16 protein-coding genes are annotated in these 18194 nt (G+C 65.4%); 11 read left to right on the top strand and 5 right to left on the bottom strand.

The window, feature by feature from the left end; all coding sequences use genetic code 11:
* Positions 1–103 precede the first annotated feature (103 nt).
* From mnmG to VGQ44_03090, 10 genes are all read left to right on the top strand, one after another.
* The gene (mnmG, locus tag VGQ44_03135) at positions 104–2053 is read left to right on the top strand and encodes a tRNA uridine-5-carboxymethylaminomethyl(34) synthesis enzyme MnmG (GenBank protein ID HEV8445779.1); all 1950 of its coding nucleotides are present in this window, start codon (positions 104–106) and stop codon (positions 2051–2053) included.
* A 110-nt stretch (positions 2054–2163) separates the two neighbouring features.
* Positions 2164–2874, top strand: coding sequence for an SIMPL domain-containing protein (locus VGQ44_03130; GenBank protein ID HEV8445778.1), 711 nt, complete (start codon positions 2164–2166; stop codon positions 2872–2874).
* Positions 2875–3084: 210 nt separating this feature from the next.
* Positions 3085–3852, top strand: a complete 768-nt coding sequence (locus VGQ44_03125) for an AAA family ATPase (protein HEV8445777.1) — start codon at positions 3085–3087, stop codon at positions 3850–3852.
* Positions 3849–4742 carry a ParB/RepB/Spo0J family partition protein gene (locus VGQ44_03120; GenBank protein HEV8445776.1) on the top strand — a complete coding sequence of 298 codons (894 nt, stop codon included), beginning with the start codon at positions 3849–3851 and terminating at the stop codon, positions 4740–4742. Before VGQ44_03125 ends, VGQ44_03120 begins: the two co-directional genes overlap by 4 nt.
* Before the next feature lie 172 nt (positions 4743–4914).
* Positions 4915–5910 carry a BMP family protein gene (locus VGQ44_03115; GenBank protein HEV8445775.1) on the top strand — a complete coding sequence of 332 codons (996 nt, stop codon included), beginning with the start codon at positions 4915–4917 and terminating at the stop codon, positions 5908–5910.
* On the top strand, positions 5907–6701 hold the full coding sequence (locus VGQ44_03110; GenBank protein ID HEV8445774.1) for a Nif3-like dinuclear metal center hexameric protein: 795 nt from the start codon (positions 5907–5909) through the stop codon (positions 6699–6701). Before VGQ44_03115 ends, VGQ44_03110 begins: the two co-directional genes overlap by 4 nt.
* Positions 6698–8176, top strand: a complete 1479-nt coding sequence (locus VGQ44_03105) for an ATP-binding cassette domain-containing protein (GenBank protein HEV8445773.1) — start codon at positions 6698–6700, stop codon at positions 8174–8176. The genes VGQ44_03110 and VGQ44_03105 overlap by 4 nt, the downstream gene beginning before the upstream one ends.
* Positions 8173–9390, top strand: a complete 1218-nt coding sequence (locus tag VGQ44_03100) for an MFS transporter (protein HEV8445772.1) — start codon at positions 8173–8175, stop codon at positions 9388–9390. Before VGQ44_03105 ends, VGQ44_03100 begins: the two co-directional genes overlap by 4 nt.
* A 22-nt stretch (positions 9391–9412) precedes the next feature.
* The gene (locus VGQ44_03095) at positions 9413–10474 is read left to right on the top strand and encodes an ABC transporter permease (GenBank protein ID HEV8445771.1); all 1062 of its coding nucleotides are present in this window, start codon (positions 9413–9415) and stop codon (positions 10472–10474) included.
* Positions 10471–11385, top strand: coding sequence for an ABC transporter permease (locus VGQ44_03090; protein HEV8445770.1), 915 nt, complete (start codon positions 10471–10473; stop codon positions 11383–11385). The genes VGQ44_03095 and VGQ44_03090 overlap by 4 nt, the downstream gene beginning before the upstream one ends.
* Before the next feature lie 18 nt (positions 11386–11403).
* On the opposite strand, the gene VGQ44_03085 is transcribed toward VGQ44_03090, so the two are convergent.
* Entirely contained in the window at positions 11404–12300 is an 897-nt protein-coding gene (locus VGQ44_03085; protein ID HEV8445769.1) for a hypothetical protein, read from the bottom strand.
* A 215-nt stretch (positions 12301–12515) separates the two neighbouring features.
* Here VGQ44_03085 and VGQ44_03080 point away from each other — a divergent pair, with 215 nt between their 5' ends.
* Positions 12516–13907 carry a lysophospholipid acyltransferase family protein gene (locus VGQ44_03080; protein ID HEV8445768.1) on the top strand — a complete coding sequence of 464 codons (1392 nt, stop codon included), beginning with the start codon at positions 12516–12518 and terminating at the stop codon, positions 13905–13907.
* Here VGQ44_03080 and VGQ44_03075 read toward each other — a convergent pair.
* The 4 genes from VGQ44_03075 to VGQ44_03060 form a co-directional block, all read right to left on the bottom strand.
* The gene (locus VGQ44_03075; protein HEV8445767.1) at positions 13891–14181 is read right to left on the bottom strand and encodes a hypothetical protein; all 291 of its coding nucleotides are present in this window, start codon (positions 14179–14181) and stop codon (positions 13891–13893) included. The genes VGQ44_03080 and VGQ44_03075 overlap by 17 nt on opposite strands.
* Positions 14182–14194: 13 nt before the next feature.
* Complete coding sequence (locus VGQ44_03070) at positions 14195–14668, bottom strand: type II secretion system protein (GenBank protein ID HEV8445766.1); 474 nt, start codon at positions 14666–14668, stop codon at positions 14195–14197.
* A 196-nt stretch (positions 14669–14864) separates the two neighbouring features.
* The gene (gene polA, locus VGQ44_03065; protein HEV8445765.1) at positions 14865–17834 is read right to left on the bottom strand and encodes a DNA polymerase I; all 2970 of its coding nucleotides are present in this window, start codon (positions 17832–17834) and stop codon (positions 14865–14867) included.
* A gap of 145 nt (positions 17835–17979) precedes the next feature.
* On the bottom strand, positions 17980–18180 hold the full coding sequence (locus VGQ44_03060; protein HEV8445764.1) for a cold-shock protein: 201 nt from the start codon (positions 18178–18180) through the stop codon (positions 17980–17982).
* Between the last annotated feature and the right edge of the window lie 14 nt (positions 18181–18194).

Genomic DNA, 18194 nt, shown 5'->3' with positions numbered 1-18194 from the left:
CGAGTGCGCGAGGATGCGAGAATCGAGAATATAGATGTAGCCCAATAGCGCCTGCCGTCTTCGGTGTCTCCCTGCGGCGCCGCGTCGCCCGTAAGTTTTTTGGATGGAGCTGAATCGCGCGGCCTCGAATCTCGAGGCCGAGTTCGACGTCATCGTCGTCGGCGCAGGGCATGCGGGGACGGAGGCCGCGGTCGCCGCGGCCCGAGCCGGCGCGACCGTCGCAATCGTGACGAGCGCGCTCGAGACGATCGGCCAGATGTCTTGCAATCCGGCCATCGGCGGAATCGCCAAGGGGACCGTCGTGCGGGAAGTCGACGCACTGGGCGGCATCATGGGTCGCGCGACCGATCTTGCCACCTTGCAGTTCCGCATGCTCAATCGCAGCAAAGGGCCCGCGGTCTGGGCACCGCGGGCCCAGTGCGATCGCGGATTGTATCGGCGGGCGGTTCGAACGCTCCTCGAGAAGCACTCGGCGATCCACACCGTCCAGGGCACGGTCGCCAGGTTGATCTTCGACTCGGACGATTCCGAGCGCGCGGTCCTCGGCGTCGAGACGCTCGAAGGGCGGCGTTTCGGGGCGGGGGCGGTCGTCATTACCACCGGCACGTTCTTGCGCGGTCGAATTCACATCGGCACAACCACGAAGATCGGCGGTGGACGCGCCGGCGAATCAGCGGCGACCCATCTGGCGGAGCAGTTGGACGAGGTGGGACTCACCGTCGCGCGCTTCAAGACGGGCACGCCGCCGCGAATCGACGGCCGGTCGGTGGACTTCGCGCGCCTCGAACGCCAGGAAAGCGAGATCGAGCAGTTCGACTATTCCTGGTCTCACTTCTGGGGAGAGCCGCGCCGGCGAAGCGGCGGGACCCGCCATCCGGAGCAACTCCCTTGCTGGATCACGTTCCTCGGGGAGCCCGGCAAGCGGATCGTCCAAGAAAACATCGGCCGTTCGGCCATGTACGGCGGCGCCATCGGATCGCGCGGTCCGCGCTATTGCCCGTCGGTCGAAGACAAGATCGTGAAATTCCCGGCAGCGGAGCGCCACCAGCTGTTCCTCGAACCCGAGGGACACGACACGACGGAACTGTACGTCAACGGTCTGTCGACGTCGCTTCCAGCACCGGTGCAAGTGGAGATCCTGCGCACGGTGCCCGGTCTCGAGGGCGTGCGCATGACTCGAGCGGGGTACGCCATCGAATACGATTACTACCCGCCGACACAGCTCGACGCGACGCTGCAGGTGAAGGCGGTCCGCGGGTTGTTCTTCGCCGGGCAGATCAACGGCACCACCGGGTACGAGGAGGCGGCGGGCCAGGGCACGATCGCCGGACTCAACGCCGCGCGGGCAACGCGCGGGCTGGCCGGCGTCGTCCTCGGTCGAGAGAGTTCTTATATAGGAGTTCTTATTGACGATCTCATAACGCGCGGAGTGGACGAGCCCTATCGGCTGTTCACGTCGCGTTCGGAGTTCCGGCTGACGGTACGTCAGGACAACGCCCTGCGGCGTCTCGCGCCGGTCGGGCTCGAGCTCGCCTTGTACACGCCGGATGAGCGCGCTGTCGTCTCGAGACGAGTCTCGGACGAGAGCGCCGCCGCGGCGCTGGCGGAACGGACGAGCATCGGCGCGGCAGAGGCGGCGCCGGTCCTGGTTCGCGCCGACAGCGCCCCGATCGCCCACTCGGTGAAGATCGCAGAGCTGGCGAAGCGTCAGGCCGTCGCGCTGGGCGATCTGTTCGTTGCCGCGGGGGTGGGTGACGATCTACTCCCGGAGGCGGTCGTCACGGCGGACCTTGAGCTCAAGTACGCCGGGTATTTCGCGCGCGAGCGGGATCAGGCCGCGAAGTTGCGGCGAATGGGGCAATTCGCCTTGGCGCCGGACGCTCCGTACAACGACATGCGATCGCTCTCGCTCGAATCGCGACAAAAGCTTGCGGCGATTCGTCCGGCAACGCTGGCTCAGGCGTCTCGGATTCCCGGCGTGAGTCCGACGGACCTGCAGAATCTCGTTCTCGAGATGGAAAAACTCCGCAGAGCTTCGACCACCGCGAACTAGTCCGAGTGGACAATTCGAAGAGCGCTGCGCACTCGCAGCCGTCGTACATTCGATGACACGGGCCCGATGCAGGGCTGAGTGAGTGATCAGGCGTTCACCGGAGACGGACCATGCGTGCTCGTCTTGCGATCGTCGTCGGAGCGGTCTCGATAGGCAGTACGGCTCTTCTCGCCCAGGCCCCAGGGTTCTCAGGCCCGCCGATGATAGCCACCACGGGAGTTGGTGAGGCATCTGCGGTTCCAGACCGAGCGACGATCTACATCGCGGTTCAGACGCGAGGCGCGACTGCGAGCGCCGCGTCCACCGAGAATGCCCGGCGTGTGAAGGCCGTAATGGACACGCTTCGACAGATCGGAATCGCCGGCGACCAACTGGAGACAGCAAACTACGGCGTCAGCCCGGAGATGTCGTATCCCACCACGCCGTCTCAGGCACCACGGACGGTCGCCTACAGCGTCACCAACTCCCTGCTTCTGAAGCTGCGTCGGATCGATGATGTCGGCCGAGCGATTGACGCTGCGCTGGCGAAGGGAGCGAACGAGATCTCGAGCTTGCAGTTCTTGTCGTCGAAGTCCGATTCGGTTCGCTCGGTTGCGCTGGCGTCAGCGGTCGCCGACGCGAAGTCGCAGGCCGAGGCGATGGCTCGCGCAGCGGGCGGGTCGATTGGCCAGCTCCTCGAGCTCAGCACATCGATGCCGATCAGGCCGATGCCGATGATACAGCCAATGATGGCTCGCGCCGCGGCGACGCCGATCACGCCGGGAGAGCAGGCGATCAGCGCGACCGTTAGCGCGAAGTGGGCTTTCGTTCCGGGAAAATAGAGAAGGCGGTCCCGTTAGGGGGTAGTTGGTCCGTGACCCGCTACCATTAAGTGCCACGTGAAACAGTTCTCTGGTTGGCGACTATCAGTTTGTTTCACGTGGAACATTGTTCCTCTTGGCCGGCCCGAATAGATTGGCCGCGGAACATCGACTCGGCCTCGTCGTCTGCCGGCCACTCCCCGTGCCTGCGGCGCGCAATCCCGGACTCACGTGGCGCGTGTTATCGCAATAGCCAACCAGAAAGGTGGCGTTGGTAAGACGACAACTGCCGTAAACCTCGCCGCGAGCCTGGCAGCAGCAGAAGCCAAAACGCTTCTTATCGACGGCGATCCGCAGGGAAACGCGACAAGCGGCTCCGGCGTCGAGCGGCCGCAGGTGCGAAGCACCGTCTACGACGTCGTGATTGGCGCGACCCCGCTCGATGACGCGATCATCGAGCACGTCCATTTCGAACACCTCGACGTGGCGCCAGCGACCCCAGACCTCGCCGGGGCAGAGGTCGAACTGGTCGATCGACCGAACCGCGACCGCATGATGCGAGACGCCGTCGCCAGTGTTCGTCACCGATACGAATACATCCTGATCGATTGTCCGCCGTCGCTCGGACTCATCACGCTGAACATGCTGGCAGCGGCCGACTCCCTTCTCATCCCCCTCCAGTGCGAGTACTACGCCCTCGAGGGTCTCTCTCAACTGCTGAATACAGTCCACCTCGTGCAGCGCAGCGTGAACCCGAGCCTGGCTATAATCGGCGTGCTCCTCACAATGTATGACGCCCGCCTGAACCTCTCTCGACAGGTTGCCCTGGATGCGCGGGAGTACTTCGGGTCCGAGGTGTTCGAGACGGTTATTCCCCGGAATGTCCGGCTCGCGGAGGCTCCCAGCTTCGGCAAGCCAATCATGCTCTATGATGTCGCCTCGATCGGCGCACAAGCGTACATGACCGTCGCCAAAGAACTTATGCGGAGAACACGATGAGCTCAGACCGTCGGCTCGGCCGAGGACTCGAAGCACTGATTTCCGCCAGCGCCACCACGACTGCGACTGCGAGCGAGTTGCAGCGCATCCCATTGTCTCGCGTTCGACCAAATCCGTTTCAGCCCAGACGGGATTTTGATCCGGATGAGATGCGCGAGTTGGAGGCCTCCCTCAAGTCGAGCGGGCTGCTCCAACCGATCAGCGTTCGCCGACTCGGCGATGCGTTCGAGTTGATCGCCGGAGAGCGAAGGGTGAGGGCCGCGTCCAACCTCGGTTGGACCGAAATCTCAGCCTTGGTCCGCGACTTCGACGACCGGACCATGCTCGTGCTCGCGCTCGTCGAAAATCTCCAGCGCGCCAACCTGAATCCCCTCGAAGAAGCCCGCGGCTATCGGCGGCTGATCGAGGAGTTTCACCTAACCCACCAGCAGGTGGCAGAGGCGGTCGGAAAGGATCGAACGACGATTACGAATCTGTTGCGAATATTGGCCTTGCCAGACGCCGTCCAGAAAATGGTTGAGGACGGTGGACTATCCACCGGTCACGCGCGCGCCCTGCTCGGCCTGGCCGACTCGGCACTCATGAGCGAGGTCGGCGAGTTCGCGGCCGAGAAGGGCCTGAGCGTTCGAGAGCTCGAGCAGCTCGTCCGCGAGCGCACGGCTACCGGCGAGAAGCCAGCGCCGAAGTCGAAGCGCGAGAGTGCTCCTGAGTCCATGCCAGTCCACGCGGCCGCCCGGGGAATTGAAGACGATTTGCGGCGATATCTCCAGACGGACGTCAAAGTCAAACTTTCCGGCGCCGCCAAGGGCACGATCGAAGTGATGTTTTACTCGAACGACGACCTAGATCGTCTGCTTGGTCTCATCTTGCGCGATGAGCACCATTGGTGAGAGGAAAATCGCGACATCATAGGAGCATCATCGCGCTTGTTAACGCCATTAGCGTCGATCGATCAGCATATGCCATTCTCTAAACAATCCACAGTCGTCCACAGACGAGTAACTCGTTGAAATGAAAAGCATTGGCTTGTCTTGGCGCTCCAGGAAAGCCTCGTTGTCCACGGTGGCCGCCACGCTAGCCGTTGCGATCTTGATCGCCGCCTGCGCGGGCGAAAAGCAGGGGGCCGCTACCGTCGGCCAAGCGTTCAAGGTTGCGCTGCTCACGCCGGGGCCGGTCTCTGACCAATCATGGAATTCGGGCGCATACCGCGGGCTCTTGGAGATCCGCGACTCGCTGGGCGCCGGCATCAGCAACATCGAGACGAAGACTCCGGCCGAGTTCGACGAAAACTTCCGGCAGTACGGGAGCCAGGGATACAACCTCGTGTTCGGGCATGGCTTCGAGTTTCAGGACGCCGCCCGCCGCGTCGCGCCAGAGTTTCCTCATACTATTTTTGTAACGACGTCTGGGAGCACGGCCGGACCAAATCTGGCCGGGCTGACCTTCGGCTTCGACGACGCCTCGTATCTGGCAGGCGTGCTCGCCGGAACGATGACGCGCACGAACACGGTCGGGGTGATCGGCGGGACGGCGCTTCCCCCAGTCGTCACGAGCTTTCGCGCGTTCGAGCGCGGGGCGAAGGATGCCAATCCGAAGATTCGCGTCATCTCGTCCTACATCGGCAACTGGGACGACGTAAGCGCCGGCAAGGAGCAGGCGATCGCGCAGTACTCGCGCGGCGTCGACGTGATCTTCCAGAATGCCGACGCGGCCGGGCTCGGCGTTTTCCAGGCAGCCCGCGAGCGCCGATCGGTCTTCGTGATCGGATCGAATTCGGACCAAAACAGCGTCGCACCGGAGATCACACTCGGAAGTGTCGTGATCGATCTGCCGCTGGCCTTTCTCACCATCGCGAAGGAGGTCAAGGCCGGCACCTTCAAGCCGCGGGTGGTCGAGTTGGGCGAGGCGAGCCATGTCGTGACGCTCGTGGTCAACCCGGCGCTGCGGTCGCGCATTCCCGCGGCCACTCTGGCGAGAATCGATTCGCTGCAGAACCGGATGCTCGCGGGAAGGCTCACCGTGTCCGGCGACTCGACGCATCAATCGCCGACTCGATGAGCGTTAGCCACGGCGTGCCGCTCGCGGCGATCGCGGAATTTCTCGACACGACACTCGATCTCGCGACGATTCCCGACTACCCAAACGCGCTAAACGGCGTGCAGGTCGCCAACACCGGGCCAATCGCGCGAATTTCGGCGGCCGTCGACTTCTCCTCGGCGACGGTGCGCGAAACGATCGCCGCCGGGGCGAAGCTCCTGATCATTCACCATGGCATGTTCTGGAGCGGCGCCCAGCCGGTCACGGGTCACCGCTACGAACGACTGCGGGCGCTTCTGGAGAATGACATCGCCGTCTACTCGGCGCACCTTCCTCTCGACGTCCATCCGCGACTGGGGAACAACGCGTTGCTCGCCCACCGGCTCGGGCTGACTCCGAGCGGCGGCTTCGTTCGATATCAAACGATCGACGTCGGGCTCAGCGGGTCGGACGAGGTCCCGACACGCACGTTGGCAGAGAAAGCTGGTGAGCTGGCGCGCGAGTTTCGCGGCACGCTCGTCGTCACACCGTTCGATGCGACGAGAGTCACGCGCCGATGGGGAATCTGCACCGGATCGGGAGCCGACTCCGCGAGCTTGCGAGAGGCAGCCAGACGCGGTCTCGATACACTCATCGTCGGCGAGGGTCCGCACCACACCGCCGTTGAAGCAGCGGAGTTGGGAATCGTGGTGATGTATGCGGGTCACTACGCAACCGAGACCCTCGGCGTTCGCGCGCTCGCCGACGAAGTCGTCTCGCACTTCGGCGGCGACCTGTCGGCCCTGTTCATCGACGTTCCCAGCGGCTTGTGACCAACGACGCCGAGTCGCGATCGGAGAACATCGCGCTGGCGCTCACCAGCGTATCGAAGCAATTCGGCACCACGCAGGCGCTGCGCGACGTGTCGTTTCGCGTTCGTCGTGGAACGGTGCACGCGCTGCTTGGGGAGAACGGAGCGGGCAAATCAACGCTCGTCGGCACGGCGTTCGGTCTCGTCAGCGCGGACTCCGGGACCGTGGTTGCGGGGGATCCGCCGCGCGCGATTTCGTCACCTGCCGCGGCGATGGCCGCAGGCATCGGCATGGTCCATCAGCATTTCACCAACGTGCCCGCGATGACGGTCGCGGAGAACGTCGCGCTCGGACGACGCGGCGCCTTTCGAGCCGATCGCGCCGCGGAGGTGGTGAGCGCGATCGGCAAACGTACCGGGTTGGCGCTCGACGCCGGCGCGCTCGCCGGATCGCTCCCGGTTGGCGCGCAGCAGCGGCTCGAGATCGTCAAGGCGCTGGCGCGAGACGCGACGACGCTCTTGCTCGACGAGCCGACGGCAGTTCTGGCTCCGGCGGAAGCGGCGGATCTGCTCGCGTGGCTCCGTCAGTTCGCCGACCGCGGCGGCAGCGTCGTCCTCATCACGCATCGGCTTCGGGAGGCACTCGCGATCGCCGATGAAGTGACGGTTCTTCGCCGCGGTGCCCTGGTCGCCAATGCTGCGGCAGGCGCCGTCGACGAGCGCTCTCTCGCCACGTCACTGCTCGGCGAAGAAATGACGGGCGAGGTGGCACCAAAGCGAGGAGGTCCTGAGCGCGAATCCTCATCGCTCGGTAAAGAAGAAATCGCGCGACTGACTCGCGTCTGGGTGCAGGACGAGCGACACGTCGCTCTGGTCCGGGACGCGACCTTGGTAGTCCGCGCTGGCGAGATCCTCGGCATCGCGGCCGTCGAGGGCTCGGGCCAGCACGCATTGCTGCGCGTTCTGGCCGCGCGAACGGCGGTCTCGCGAGGTCAGGTTAAACTGCCGCCGAAAATCGGATTCGTTCCGGAAGATCGGCAGCGTGAGGGCCTTGTTTTGGATTTCTCGCTCGCCGAAAACTTGGCCCTGCGCGGAATGGGGAGGCGCCGCGGACGCATCAGCTGGAGAACCGAGCGAGCAGCGGCCGAGACGGCCCTGCGCGAATTCGACGTCCGAGGTCGCGGCGCCTCCGAGAAGGCGCGTGCCCTGTCCGGGGGCAATCAGCAGAAGCTGGTTCTCGCCCGAGAGCTGTCCGATGCTCCCGAGCTCGTGGTCGCCGAGAATCCGACGCGAGGCCTCGACATTCGAGCGACGCGAGATGTGCACGCGCGTCTGCGATGGGCCGCCGACGCCGGCGCCGCGGTCGTGCTCCACTCGAGCGATCTCGACGAGGTATTGGCGCTGGCCGATCGAGTGGTGGTGATGCACGCCGGCTCGCTTCGCGAGGTCGCAGGCGATCGCGAGTCGGTTGGTCGCGCCATGCTCGGCGTCGCGTGACGACAGCGGTCTATTCGGCGGTCGACGACGACGCGCGGCGGTGGCGGGCGCTCGCGCTGCTCGCGTCCGCCGAATTACTGGGAATGTCGTTGTGGTTCGCGGCGAGCGCGGTAGCGCCGCAGCTGGCGGCGCGCTGGAATCTTTCCACGAGTCAGGCCGCGTGGCTCACGACGACCGTGCAACTCGGATTCGTCGTCGGTACGGCGATCGCGGCGCTTCTCAACCTCGCCGACGTCATTCCGTCGAAGGTGTACTTCGCCGTCGCCGCGCTCATTGGCGCGACGGTGAACGCGGGCGTGGTCGTTGCCGGCAGCTTCGCCGCGGCGCTCGCTCTGCGCTTCGCGACGGGGATGGCCCTCGCCGGTGTCTATCCGCCGGCGATGAAGATGGCGGCAACGTGGTTTCGTTCGCGCCGCGGATTGGCGATTGGCACGGTGGTCGGGGCGCTGACCGTGGGGAAAGCGACGCCCTACCTCGTTCACGCGATTCCGAGCGCCGGTCCGGCGGCGGTCGTGCTCACCGCTTCCGGTTGCGCAATCGTCGCAGCGTTGCTGGTCGGGGTGGGCTATTCAGATGGCCCGTTTCCGTTCGCGCCGAGGCCCTTTTCATGGAGCCTCGTCCAAAACGTTCTCTCGCGTCGCGAGTGGCGTCTGGCGACCGGCGGCTATCTCGGACACATGTTCGAATTGTACTCGTTCTGGACGTGGATCCCGTCGTTCATCGGCGCGAGCCTCGTTGCGGAGAGCGGGAGAGTGTCGCCCGAATTGGCGTCGCTCATCGCGTTCGGCACCATCGCCATCGGCGGAATCGGTTGCGTCTGGGGCGGCCTGGAAGCGGACGCGCGTGGGCGCGAGCGGCTGGTCATGGTCGCGATGGCTTTGAGCGGAACCTGTGCGCTGCTCAGCCCCGCCGCGTTCGGACACTCGCTCTGGCTACTGGCTCCGTTGGCGCTCTCGTGGGGTTTCTTCGTGATCGCCGACTCCGCGCAATTCAGCACGCTCGTCACCGAGGCTGTCCCGCCGCACGCCGTCGGCACCGCGCTCACTGTACAGACATCACTCGGATTTCTATTGACCATGGTATCGATCCAGCTCGTGCCGCCGGTCGTCGGTGTGGTCGGCTGGCGTTGGGCGTTCCCCATGCTCGCGATGGGCCCCGCCGCCGGTATCGCGGCGATTCGCCGGCTCGCGCGGGCCCGCCGAGAACCCGCATGACGAGTCGAGGCGAGGCCAGCCGGTGAGCGTCACCGCGGGACGAGCCCGTTGGATCGCGCCCGGGCTCGTGATCGCGATCGTCGCCGGAACCGCGTTCACGCTCGTCGCGCTGGGGTTCGACGTTTCGCGCGCCGCGCGCGCCCTCGTGAACGGGTCGTTCGGTTCGTGGTACGCATTCGGGTCGGGAACATTGGTTCGCGCCACGCCGTTGATTCTGACCGGACTGGCGGTCGCTCTCGCCTTTCAGTCCGGCGTGTTCAACATCGGGGCCGAGGGACAATTCCTGACCGGAGCGGCGGCGGCGAGCGCGATCGCGCTAACCGCATCGCGAGCGCCGTCATGGGCATTGGTGATCTGCCTGCTGGTCGGCGGTAGCATCGCGGGTGCGGTGTGGGCGTGGATTGCCGCAGTGTTGCGCGCCCGATTTCACGTTCTAGAAGTGATCAGCACGATCATGCTGAACTTCGTCGCCGCGTATCTCGTTTCGTACTTGGTGCGAGGGCCGCTGCAGGAGCCGACGCACATCTATCCGCAGACTGCGACCTTCGTGGCCGCGGCGCAACTGCCGCGTTTCGGCACGACGACGCGTCTGCACGTCGGGTTCGCGCTCGCCTGCGCGGCCTGCGTAATCTGCTGGTGGGCTCTCCGGTATACCGCGGCGGGTTTTCGCGCGCGCGTCGCCGGAGCGAATCCGGATGCGGCGAGATCGGCCGGCGGAATCGACGTTCGTCGTGTGACGACCGGTGCCTTCGTGCTGAGCGGCGCGCTCGCCGGACTCGCCGGAGCGGTGGAAGTCTCCGGAGTGACATACGCCCTGTACGAGAACATCTCGCCGGGCTTTGGGTACACGGCGATCGCCGTCGCCCTGTTGGCGAGACTCGACGCGCTGGCCGTGTTGGGAACTGGCATTGTGTTCGGCGCCTTGGAGGCCGGAGCAACAGCGATGCAGCGCGATGCCGGCGTTCCGTCCGTCGTCGTGTCCGTCGTCGAGGCGAGCGTCATCCTCGTCATGGTGGCGGCCGACCGCGCCCGCATCGGTCGCGAAATGGGCGGACGCGCGGCGAGGGCGGGGGACGCGCCGTGATCTCGTTAGGCGACGCATTTCTCGCCTCGTCGGTGCGGACGGCGACGCCGCTTGCGCTGGCGGCGCTGGGCGAATTGGTGGTCGAGCGCGCCGGCGTGATCAACATCAGTCTCGAAGGTGTCGTCCTTTTCGGCGCGTTCGGCGCGCTCGCCGGAGCGACGCATGGCGGATTGGCGGGCGGATTCATCGCAGGTGTGGCCTGCGGAATCCTGACGGCCGCGGTCTTCGCCGTATTCGCGGTCGGGTTGCGGGCCGATCAGATCATCACTGGCACCGCGGTCACGTTGCTCGCGTTTGGCGCGACCGGAACGCTCTATCGCGCGTTCTACGGGGCGCAAGGGGCGGCCCTGTCGATTCCAACGACGGGACCGGTCGCGATTCCGGTGCTATCCCGGATCCCGATCCTCGGCCACGGTCTTTTCGACCAGCCGGTGGTGACCTACGTTTCATATCTACTCATTCCACTTCTTTGGTGGTGGTTGTACCGGCGGGGCGATGGGTTGTCGCTGCGCGCCATCGGCGAATCGCCAGCCGCGGCGCGCGCGGCCGGCGTGCCGGTAGGGCGCTATCGTTGGTTGGCCATTCTGTTTGGAGGCGCGACGGGGGGACTCGCCGGGGCCACGCTCGTTCTGGCGCAGGCGGGAACGTTCGCCGAAGGGATGTCCGCCGGCCGAGGCTTCGTGGCGATCGCGATCGTGGTGCTCGGACGATGGCACCCCGCCGGGGTCGCACTTGCATCCCTCATTTTCGGTGCGGCGAGCGCGCTGCAATTCCTGGTGCAGTCGCTTGGCCTTGGAATTCCCTATCAGCTGGCGCTGGCGATACCGTACGTGCTCACACTCGTCGGTCTCGCCGGAGTCGCGGGGCGAGTCGGCGCGCCCGCGGCGCTGGCCAGAGTTGACGATGCGTGAGCGACGAGCGCGCTGTCGTCAGCAGTGGCGACGACGGCTGGTCCAGCGGTTGCGCCAGCGGCCGTCGGCGCCGCGCTCGACCAGACTGTAGGCGTTGTCGTCGCCATAGTCGCGCGCCAGCACCAGGGTCGGCGTCTTCGTGTCGCCGGCCAAGAGAGCCGCGATCAACTCACGGCTTTCGACGGTCTCCTCCTGTCCGTAGGAGCGCTCGGCGTAGCCCATGGTGAAGGTCGTGTCGGCTCCGCGCCGCTCGCCGACGATGAACGTCCGCTCTTGCAGCGGCGTCGCCTCTTGGTTGATCTGCCGCACGAGCGAGCCGACAACGACGGTCGGACCGTCGGGAACTGAAAAGCGCCAGAGACTCTGAACGACGAACGGCAGGCCGGAGAATCGGCCCGCCGGATCGTTCGGCAACGCCGACGCCAGGCGAGTCAACCACGCCACGAATACGGCCGAATCCGCGTGATCGACCGACGCCGCCGAGTCCACGGCGAGCGGCGTGATCACCCCGCCGACGAATCCGACGTTCCACGGATGCGGCGGCGGAGCCGCGGTCAGCGGCGCGACGAGGCACCCAAGCGTGTCTCGTACGCTCGTGAGGTCCGCGGTCTGGACATTTCCTCCGCGACCGAAGAGTGTAACGCTCGCAGGATGGGGAATCGTCGCGATCGGCGTCGTGTCGCTTTCGGTTGGAAGAACTACAAGCGCCTTGGTAGGCGAATCGGTGGCGACGAGGAGTAGCGCTCCCGCGCTTGGATCCCAAGTCGAGGGCGTGCGTGCCGCGGTGGTATCGGATGCGGGGGCCGGCCGAGCGGATGTCGAATCCGAAACCGCGATGGGCTTCTCACGTCGGCAGGCGAGCGCCGCGACGGCGGCGCAGACGATCACGGCGGCGATGCGGCGGAACCGCTTCATTCCACGTAATTTGGACCCGCTTCAGGCCGCGTCAACGGCGAAGCCGCAAAGCATCTACGTCACGCGACGTATCGTGATCGGCCGGGGTGCGAGCTACCCTGGAATTGGGACGATGTACCGCGCCGTCCGGTTCGCGCGTCATCTCGGCGCCGCTTTGCGGCCCGCTGACCGGACCGATGTGCCGTCGGGAAGGAGGGAGACGGGGTGTTCTTCGAGTGATCTACGCGTTGCTGCGCGCCCTCGCCGGGATCGCGCTTCGATGGTTCTACAGCAGCATTGACGTCGCCGGTGTCGAGCGCATCCCGAAACGCCGTCCGCTGCTGCTGGTCGTGAACCATCCAAACGCCTTGGTCGACGCGCTCGTCGTCGCGTGGGTCGTTCCGCGACGAGTGCTGATAACCGCGAAGGCAACGATCTTCCAGAACCCGGTCGCCAACACGCTGTTGCGATGGGTCGGCGTCGTTCCGCTGCGACGAGCGAGTGACGAGCGTTCTACCGGCGGCCTGGACGCCGCGCGCAACCGTGCGACGTTCCGGGCCGTGCATGCCGCGCTTCAGCGTGGCGGAACGGTGCTGATCTTCCCCGAAGGAAGATCGACCGATGCGCCGTCTTTGGGCCCGCTCAAAACGGGCGCGGCCCGAATGGCTCTCTCGGCACGCGAGTCAGGCGACGTGCCGGGGCTCGCGATCGTTCCGATTGGTTTGACCTTCGAACGCAAGCAGTCTCCTCGCACTCGAGTGTTCGCCGAAGTCGGCGAGCCGCTTGTCGTCGACGAGTGGCAATCGCCGCCCGGCGTTCCTCAAGCCGACGCGCTGACCGCCGAAATCGAGGCTCGCCTACGCGCGTTGACCTTGAACTACTCGACCATCGACGACGCGGCGCGCGCAGTCCGGCTCGTTTCGTCGATCGCGGCGGTTCTCGGGGAGGAGCCGACGATCGGGGCGGGCGAACGCCCACTTGGCGTCGACACGGCGATCGCAAAGCGCATCGACGTTCTGACAGCGCGGCTTCCGGGTGCGCCGGCCGACGCGCGCGCGCGCGCAGAGCGAATCGTCGCACGTCTCGACGAGCTGCAACGCGAAATCTCGGATCGCGGTCTGCGACTCGAGGATGTGAACATCCGACTTGACGCGGCGGCCGGCGCGCGCTTCGTGGTGCGAGAAGGGTGGATTCTCCTCATCGGCGGGCCAATCGCTTTTTGGGGAGGCTTGAATCACTGGCTGCCGTTTCGGGCAGCTCGTGCGGTCGCCGCGAGACCTGGGGGCGACAACGCGGATCCGGCGATGCGGGCGGTAGTCGGCGGCGCCGTGTTCGTGTTGGTCACTTACATCGCGCAGTCACTGTTCGTCGACTGGCTACTGGGATGGCGCGCCGCGCTCATCTATCTCGTCAGTCTTCCAATCGCGGCGGACATCAACTTCTGGTTCCGAGATCGACTCGGCCGGACACGGCGACGCGCGCGGGCATTCCTGGTCTTTCGGCGCGAGCCGATGCTGCGTGAGCGATTCGCGCGCGAGTTCGCTTCGTTGCGCGACGACATGCGAGGAATCGATCGAGAACTTGGTGGGATCGACGGCGCCGCCGGAGCGGTCAGCGCGCCGGTGTAGACGGCGGTAGAAAGGGACCGCCGAGGTCCCAGTGCCATGCGTCGCGGCGGATGCCGGTGCGCGGATCCTTGAGGGGTTTGTACTGCAGTCTCTCGGCGTCGATGCCCACGGCAGCACCGTACTCGAGGAGCAGCGAGCGATTCGTAGAGACGAGATGCGCCATTCGACGGCCTCGCCACACATGGCGGTGCATCCACAGACCGCCATCCATGGCGAAGATCATTCCGTCACGCCGCTTTTCGAATTCGCGATACTGCGGGGGAACGCGCGTCACACGCGCGTTCCCGTCAATTGCAGGCGACGACTCCCTGTGCGGTCGCGGGTGCAACCGCCGCCGCGGTGCCGAGGAACAGGGCACAGAAGTGCGGCCACGACTGGGGATTCTGCGACGTCGCGGACCAACCGGTCGCGGTGTTTTCGGTGATCGTCACCACGTTGCCGTTCGATGCCGTGAGCTTCAGCGAGTCGAGATCGTTGCTGTAGTTCGCGTGATCGTAGAAGTACGCCTCTTCGGCCGTCGCGAGGTTGCGGAGGTCCGCTCGCATACCGGCGTAGAAGGCCTTGCCCTTCGTCGCCTGGAACTTCGGAATCGCGATCGCGGCGAGGATGCCGATGATCACGACCACGATGAGGAGTTCGATCAGCGTAAAGCCCGAGCGACGACTGGTCCGCGTCGGACTGGCGCAAATGCCGGCGAACCGCTGTCGGGCGGAGTCGCGCTCGACCAGTAGCGGGGCGGGCTGAGTTTTGATGTCGCTCATGGGCAGGATGCCGTTCAGGTTGTGCCCGCTGTAAGGGCAATCCGGGTGCCCAGGGCCACATGCTCATGTCAAGTCGTGTATTGTCAACTGATTACGCGTTTCTGACTGGCTGTCAGGCTGGCCGATTTGCCTGCCTCAGCCGTTCGATTTGCGGCTCATGTCGCAAGCTGCGAGGGGAGTATTGTGACGGGCGTCACTAATCCATCTTGGTGGCGAGCCAGTTTTCGCCGACCCCGACGTCGACTACGAGGGGCACCGCCAGGTCGGCGGCGTGCTCCATCTCGTGCCTGACCAGAGCCGTGAGGCGATCGAGCTCCGGTCGCGGGGCCTCGAAAACGAGCTCGTCGTGGACCTGGAGGAGCATCTTCGCTTCCAAGCCCTCGGCGGGAAGCGCACGGTGAATCCGAATCATGGCGGCCTTGATCAGATCCGCGGCCGAGCCCTGAATCGGCGAGTTGGCGGCCGTTCGCTCACCAAACGCCCGGATGTTGAAATTCCGGTCGCGCAGCTCGGGGATGTAGCGACGCCGGTTGAAAATGGTCTGCACGTAGCCGTGTTGACGCGCGAAATCGACCATGGAGTCGAGATATTCGCGCACGCGATGAAATCTCTCGAAATAGCGTTCGATGAACGCCTTCGCCTCGGCGTGCGCGATGCCCAACTGCCGGGACAGGGCGTGCGGACCTTGGCCGTAAATCGTGGCGAAGTTTATCGTCTTGGCGCGCGCGCGCATGTCTTTCGTGACCGCGTCGAGCGGCACGTCGAAGATGAGGGCCGCGGTCTGGCGGTGGATGTCGCCGCCGGCGCGGAAGGCCTCGACGAACGCCGGATCTCCCGACAAGTGCGCGAGGAGCCGGAGCTCGATTTGCGAGTAGTCCGCGGACACCATCATCCAGCTGCTTCGCGGAATGAATCCGCGCCGAATGTCGCGGCCGAGCTCGCGCCGGATCGGAATGTTCTGGAGGTTCGGGTCACTCGATGACAGGCGACCGGTGGCCGCGGTGGTCTGACTGAACGACGTGTGAACGCGGCGCGTCGTCGGATGCACGTACAACGGAAGGGCGTCGATGTACGTGCTCTCGAGTTTGGCGATCTCGCGGTACTCGAGCAGCAACACCGGAAGCCGGTGTCCTTCCTCGGCGAGTTGTTGAAGGACGCTCGCGTCGGTCGACGGGCCCGTCGCCGTCTTCTTCAGCACCGGCAGCTGCAGCCGGTCGAACAGAATTTCGCGAAGCTTGGGATTGGAATTGATGTTGAACTCTTCGCCGGCCGTCGCGTAGATCTCGCTCTCCACGCGACGACGTTCCCGCTCGAAGCGCTCCTTGAGCGACGCGAACCAGTCGACGTCGATCGTGATGCCTTGCCACTCCATCTCGGCGAGCACCTCGACGAGCGGCATCTCGATGTCGTGAAAGAGACGAGCGAGCTGAAGCTCGTCGAGCTGCGGCTCGAAGCGCTCGCGCAAACGCCAGACGATGTCGGCACGCTCGCATGCGTAGTCGCGCGCGCATGCCACCGGCGCTTCATCGAACGGGATCGCCTCTTTGCCCTTGCCGCACAGCTCCTCGAACGACGTGGTCTTGCGATTGAGAAACTCGAGCGCCAGCTGATCGATCGCGTGCGAGCGGCGGCCGGGGTCGAGCACGTAGCTCGCCACGGTCGTGTCGAAGTCGAGCCCGCGCAGCGTAATGCCCGCGAGGCGCAGCAACAGGATCGCGTACTTCGCGTCGTGCGCGGTCTTGTTGACGGCCGGATCTTCGAGGAGCGCTCGCAGCGGCGCGAGTTCCGGGCTGTCGATCGAGGGAAGCGAAAGCGGCGGCGGTCCACCCTGCGCCAGCGCGCGCGCGGCGATGCTGGTCGGTTCCGGCGTCTTTTTCGCGCGTGAGCGTTTTCCGGACGCGGCGTCGTCGCTCATGGCAGGCATTGCGTCGCCGAGGAGAGCGTCGAAGCCGAGTCCGACCTGTCCCTGTTCGGTGCGCGGCCGGTGGGCCAGCGGCAGATAAAACGCTTCTCCCGGCGCAATGCCGATCGAGAGACCGACCAACGACGTGCGAAGCGGATCGTTCGCCTGAAGCGCGCGCGGGTCGACGACACCTTCCACGTCGATCGAGACGAACGGCGCCGCCCGAGCGCGATCGAGAGCGTCCGCGAGCTCGGCCAGCGTGTCGACCGTGACGTACGAGACCGGCGGTGCCGGCGGCGCGGGAGTCTCCTCCTGGACCGGCTCGTCTTCGCCGACGGGCAGATTTCTCGCCAGCGTGTGGAACTCGAGCTCGACGTACAGCGGCCGAAGGCGCGCGTAATCCGGCGTCGCGATGCGAAGCTTCGCGAGATCGAGCGCGATCGGCAGATCGTCGCGGATGGTGACGAGCTCTTTGGACAGAATGGCCAGCGCGCCCTGTTCGAGCAACGCCTCGCGGGGGCGTTTCTTCGTCAGCTCGGCGGCATGCGCCAGGATGTTGTCGATCGAGCCGTACGTGTTCACCAGCTCCTGTGCGGTCTTTTCTCCGATGCCCTTTACTCCGGGCACGTTGTCCGAGCTGTCGCCGACGAGAGCGAGGAAGTCGGTGACGAGCTTCGGGGCAACGCCCAGCCGCTCGGCGCCGTTCTCGACGCTCACCCACTGCTCTTCGACGGCGGCCGAGCCGCCGCGTCCGGGGTTCAGCACCCACACGCCCGGCCGCACGAGCTGTTGAAAGTCCTTGTCGCCCGACACGAGCACTGCGCTGACGCCGGCTTCGACGCTCTGGCGCGCGAGCGTGCCGATGACGTCGTCGGCTTCATAACCAGGCAATGAGAGAATTGGTACTCGGTAGTATTCGAGAATGGCGCGGATGCGTTCCATGCCACGGTCGAAGTCGGACTGCAGCTCTTCGGTGAGCTTTTCGCGCGTCGCCTTGTACGCGGGATATTTCTCGTGGCGAAATGACATGCCCGAGTCGAGCACCCAGCCGAGGTATTCCGGCTTGTGCGTCTCGACGAGCCGCTGGAGATAGTTGGCGACGCCCCAGGCGGCCGATGTGTTCTCGCCGCGGCTGGTGGTGAGCGGACGCGCGATGAGGGCAAAGAAGGCGCGGTAAATGAGCGCGTAGCCGTCGACGAGAAACAGCCTCGGCGACGGCGGCATGGTCGGGCGCACGGGAACGGCAGTCGAAGGCGCGGTCATCGTTTCGAAAGCTCGGAGCGTCGCGGGAACGGTTCAATCCCACGACATATGGTCGCGCGGGATTTCGGACCGGGAAGGGCTGAAAACAGCACCGCCCGCCATCGCTGGCGGGCGGCTGCAGGGTTTCGTTCTTCCCGCGGTCGAGTCAGACGCGGACCACGTTCGCGGCGTGGAGCCCTTTCTCACCGGTGCGGATCTCGAACTCCACTTCCTGTCCTTCGGCGAGCGTCTTGAACCCTTCCATACTGATGGCGGAGAAGTGGACGAAAACGTCCTCACCGCCGTCTTGTTCAATGAAGCCATACCCCTTGGCGTCATTGAACCACTTCACCTTACCTCTGGCCATTCGCGCTGCCTCCG

Source organism: Gemmatimonadaceae bacterium (genome assembly GCA_036003045.1).
In the GTDB taxonomy this organism is placed as follows: Bacteria; Gemmatimonadota; Gemmatimonadetes; order Gemmatimonadales; family Gemmatimonadaceae; genus JAQBQB01.
Note: the sequence above shows the minus strand (reverse complement) of the source record. Positions and strands in the feature narration are given on the sequence as shown.

Excerpts from the sequence above, each read along its gene's own strand:
- mnmG (HEV8445779.1), top strand. The coding sequence starts at position 104 with ATGGAGCTGAATCGCGCGGCCTCGAATCTCGAGGCCGAGTTCGACGTC.
- VGQ44_03130 (HEV8445778.1), top strand. The coding sequence starts at position 2,164 with ATGCGTGCTCGTCTTGCGATCGTCGTCGGAGCGGTCTCGATAGGCAGT.
- VGQ44_03120 (HEV8445776.1), top strand. The coding sequence starts at position 3,849 with ATGAGCTCAGACCGTCGGCTCGGCCGAGGACTCGAAGCACTGATTTCC.
- VGQ44_03110 (HEV8445774.1), top strand. The coding sequence starts at position 5,907 with ATGAGCGTTAGCCACGGCGTGCCGCTCGCGGCGATCGCGGAATTTCTC.
- VGQ44_03085 (HEV8445769.1), bottom strand. The coding sequence starts at position 12,300 with ATGAAGCGGTTCCGCCGCATCGCCGCCGTGATCGTCTGCGCCGCCGTC.
- VGQ44_03070 (HEV8445766.1), bottom strand. The coding sequence starts at position 14,668 with ATGAGCGACATCAAAACTCAGCCCGCCCCGCTACTGGTCGAGCGCGAC.
- polA (HEV8445765.1), bottom strand. The coding sequence starts at position 17,834 with ATGACCGCGCCTTCGACTGCCGTTCCCGTGCGCCCGACCATGCCGCCG.
- VGQ44_03060 (HEV8445764.1), bottom strand. The coding sequence starts at position 18,180 with ATGGCCAGAGGTAAGGTGAAGTGGTTCAATGACGCCAAGGGGTATGGC.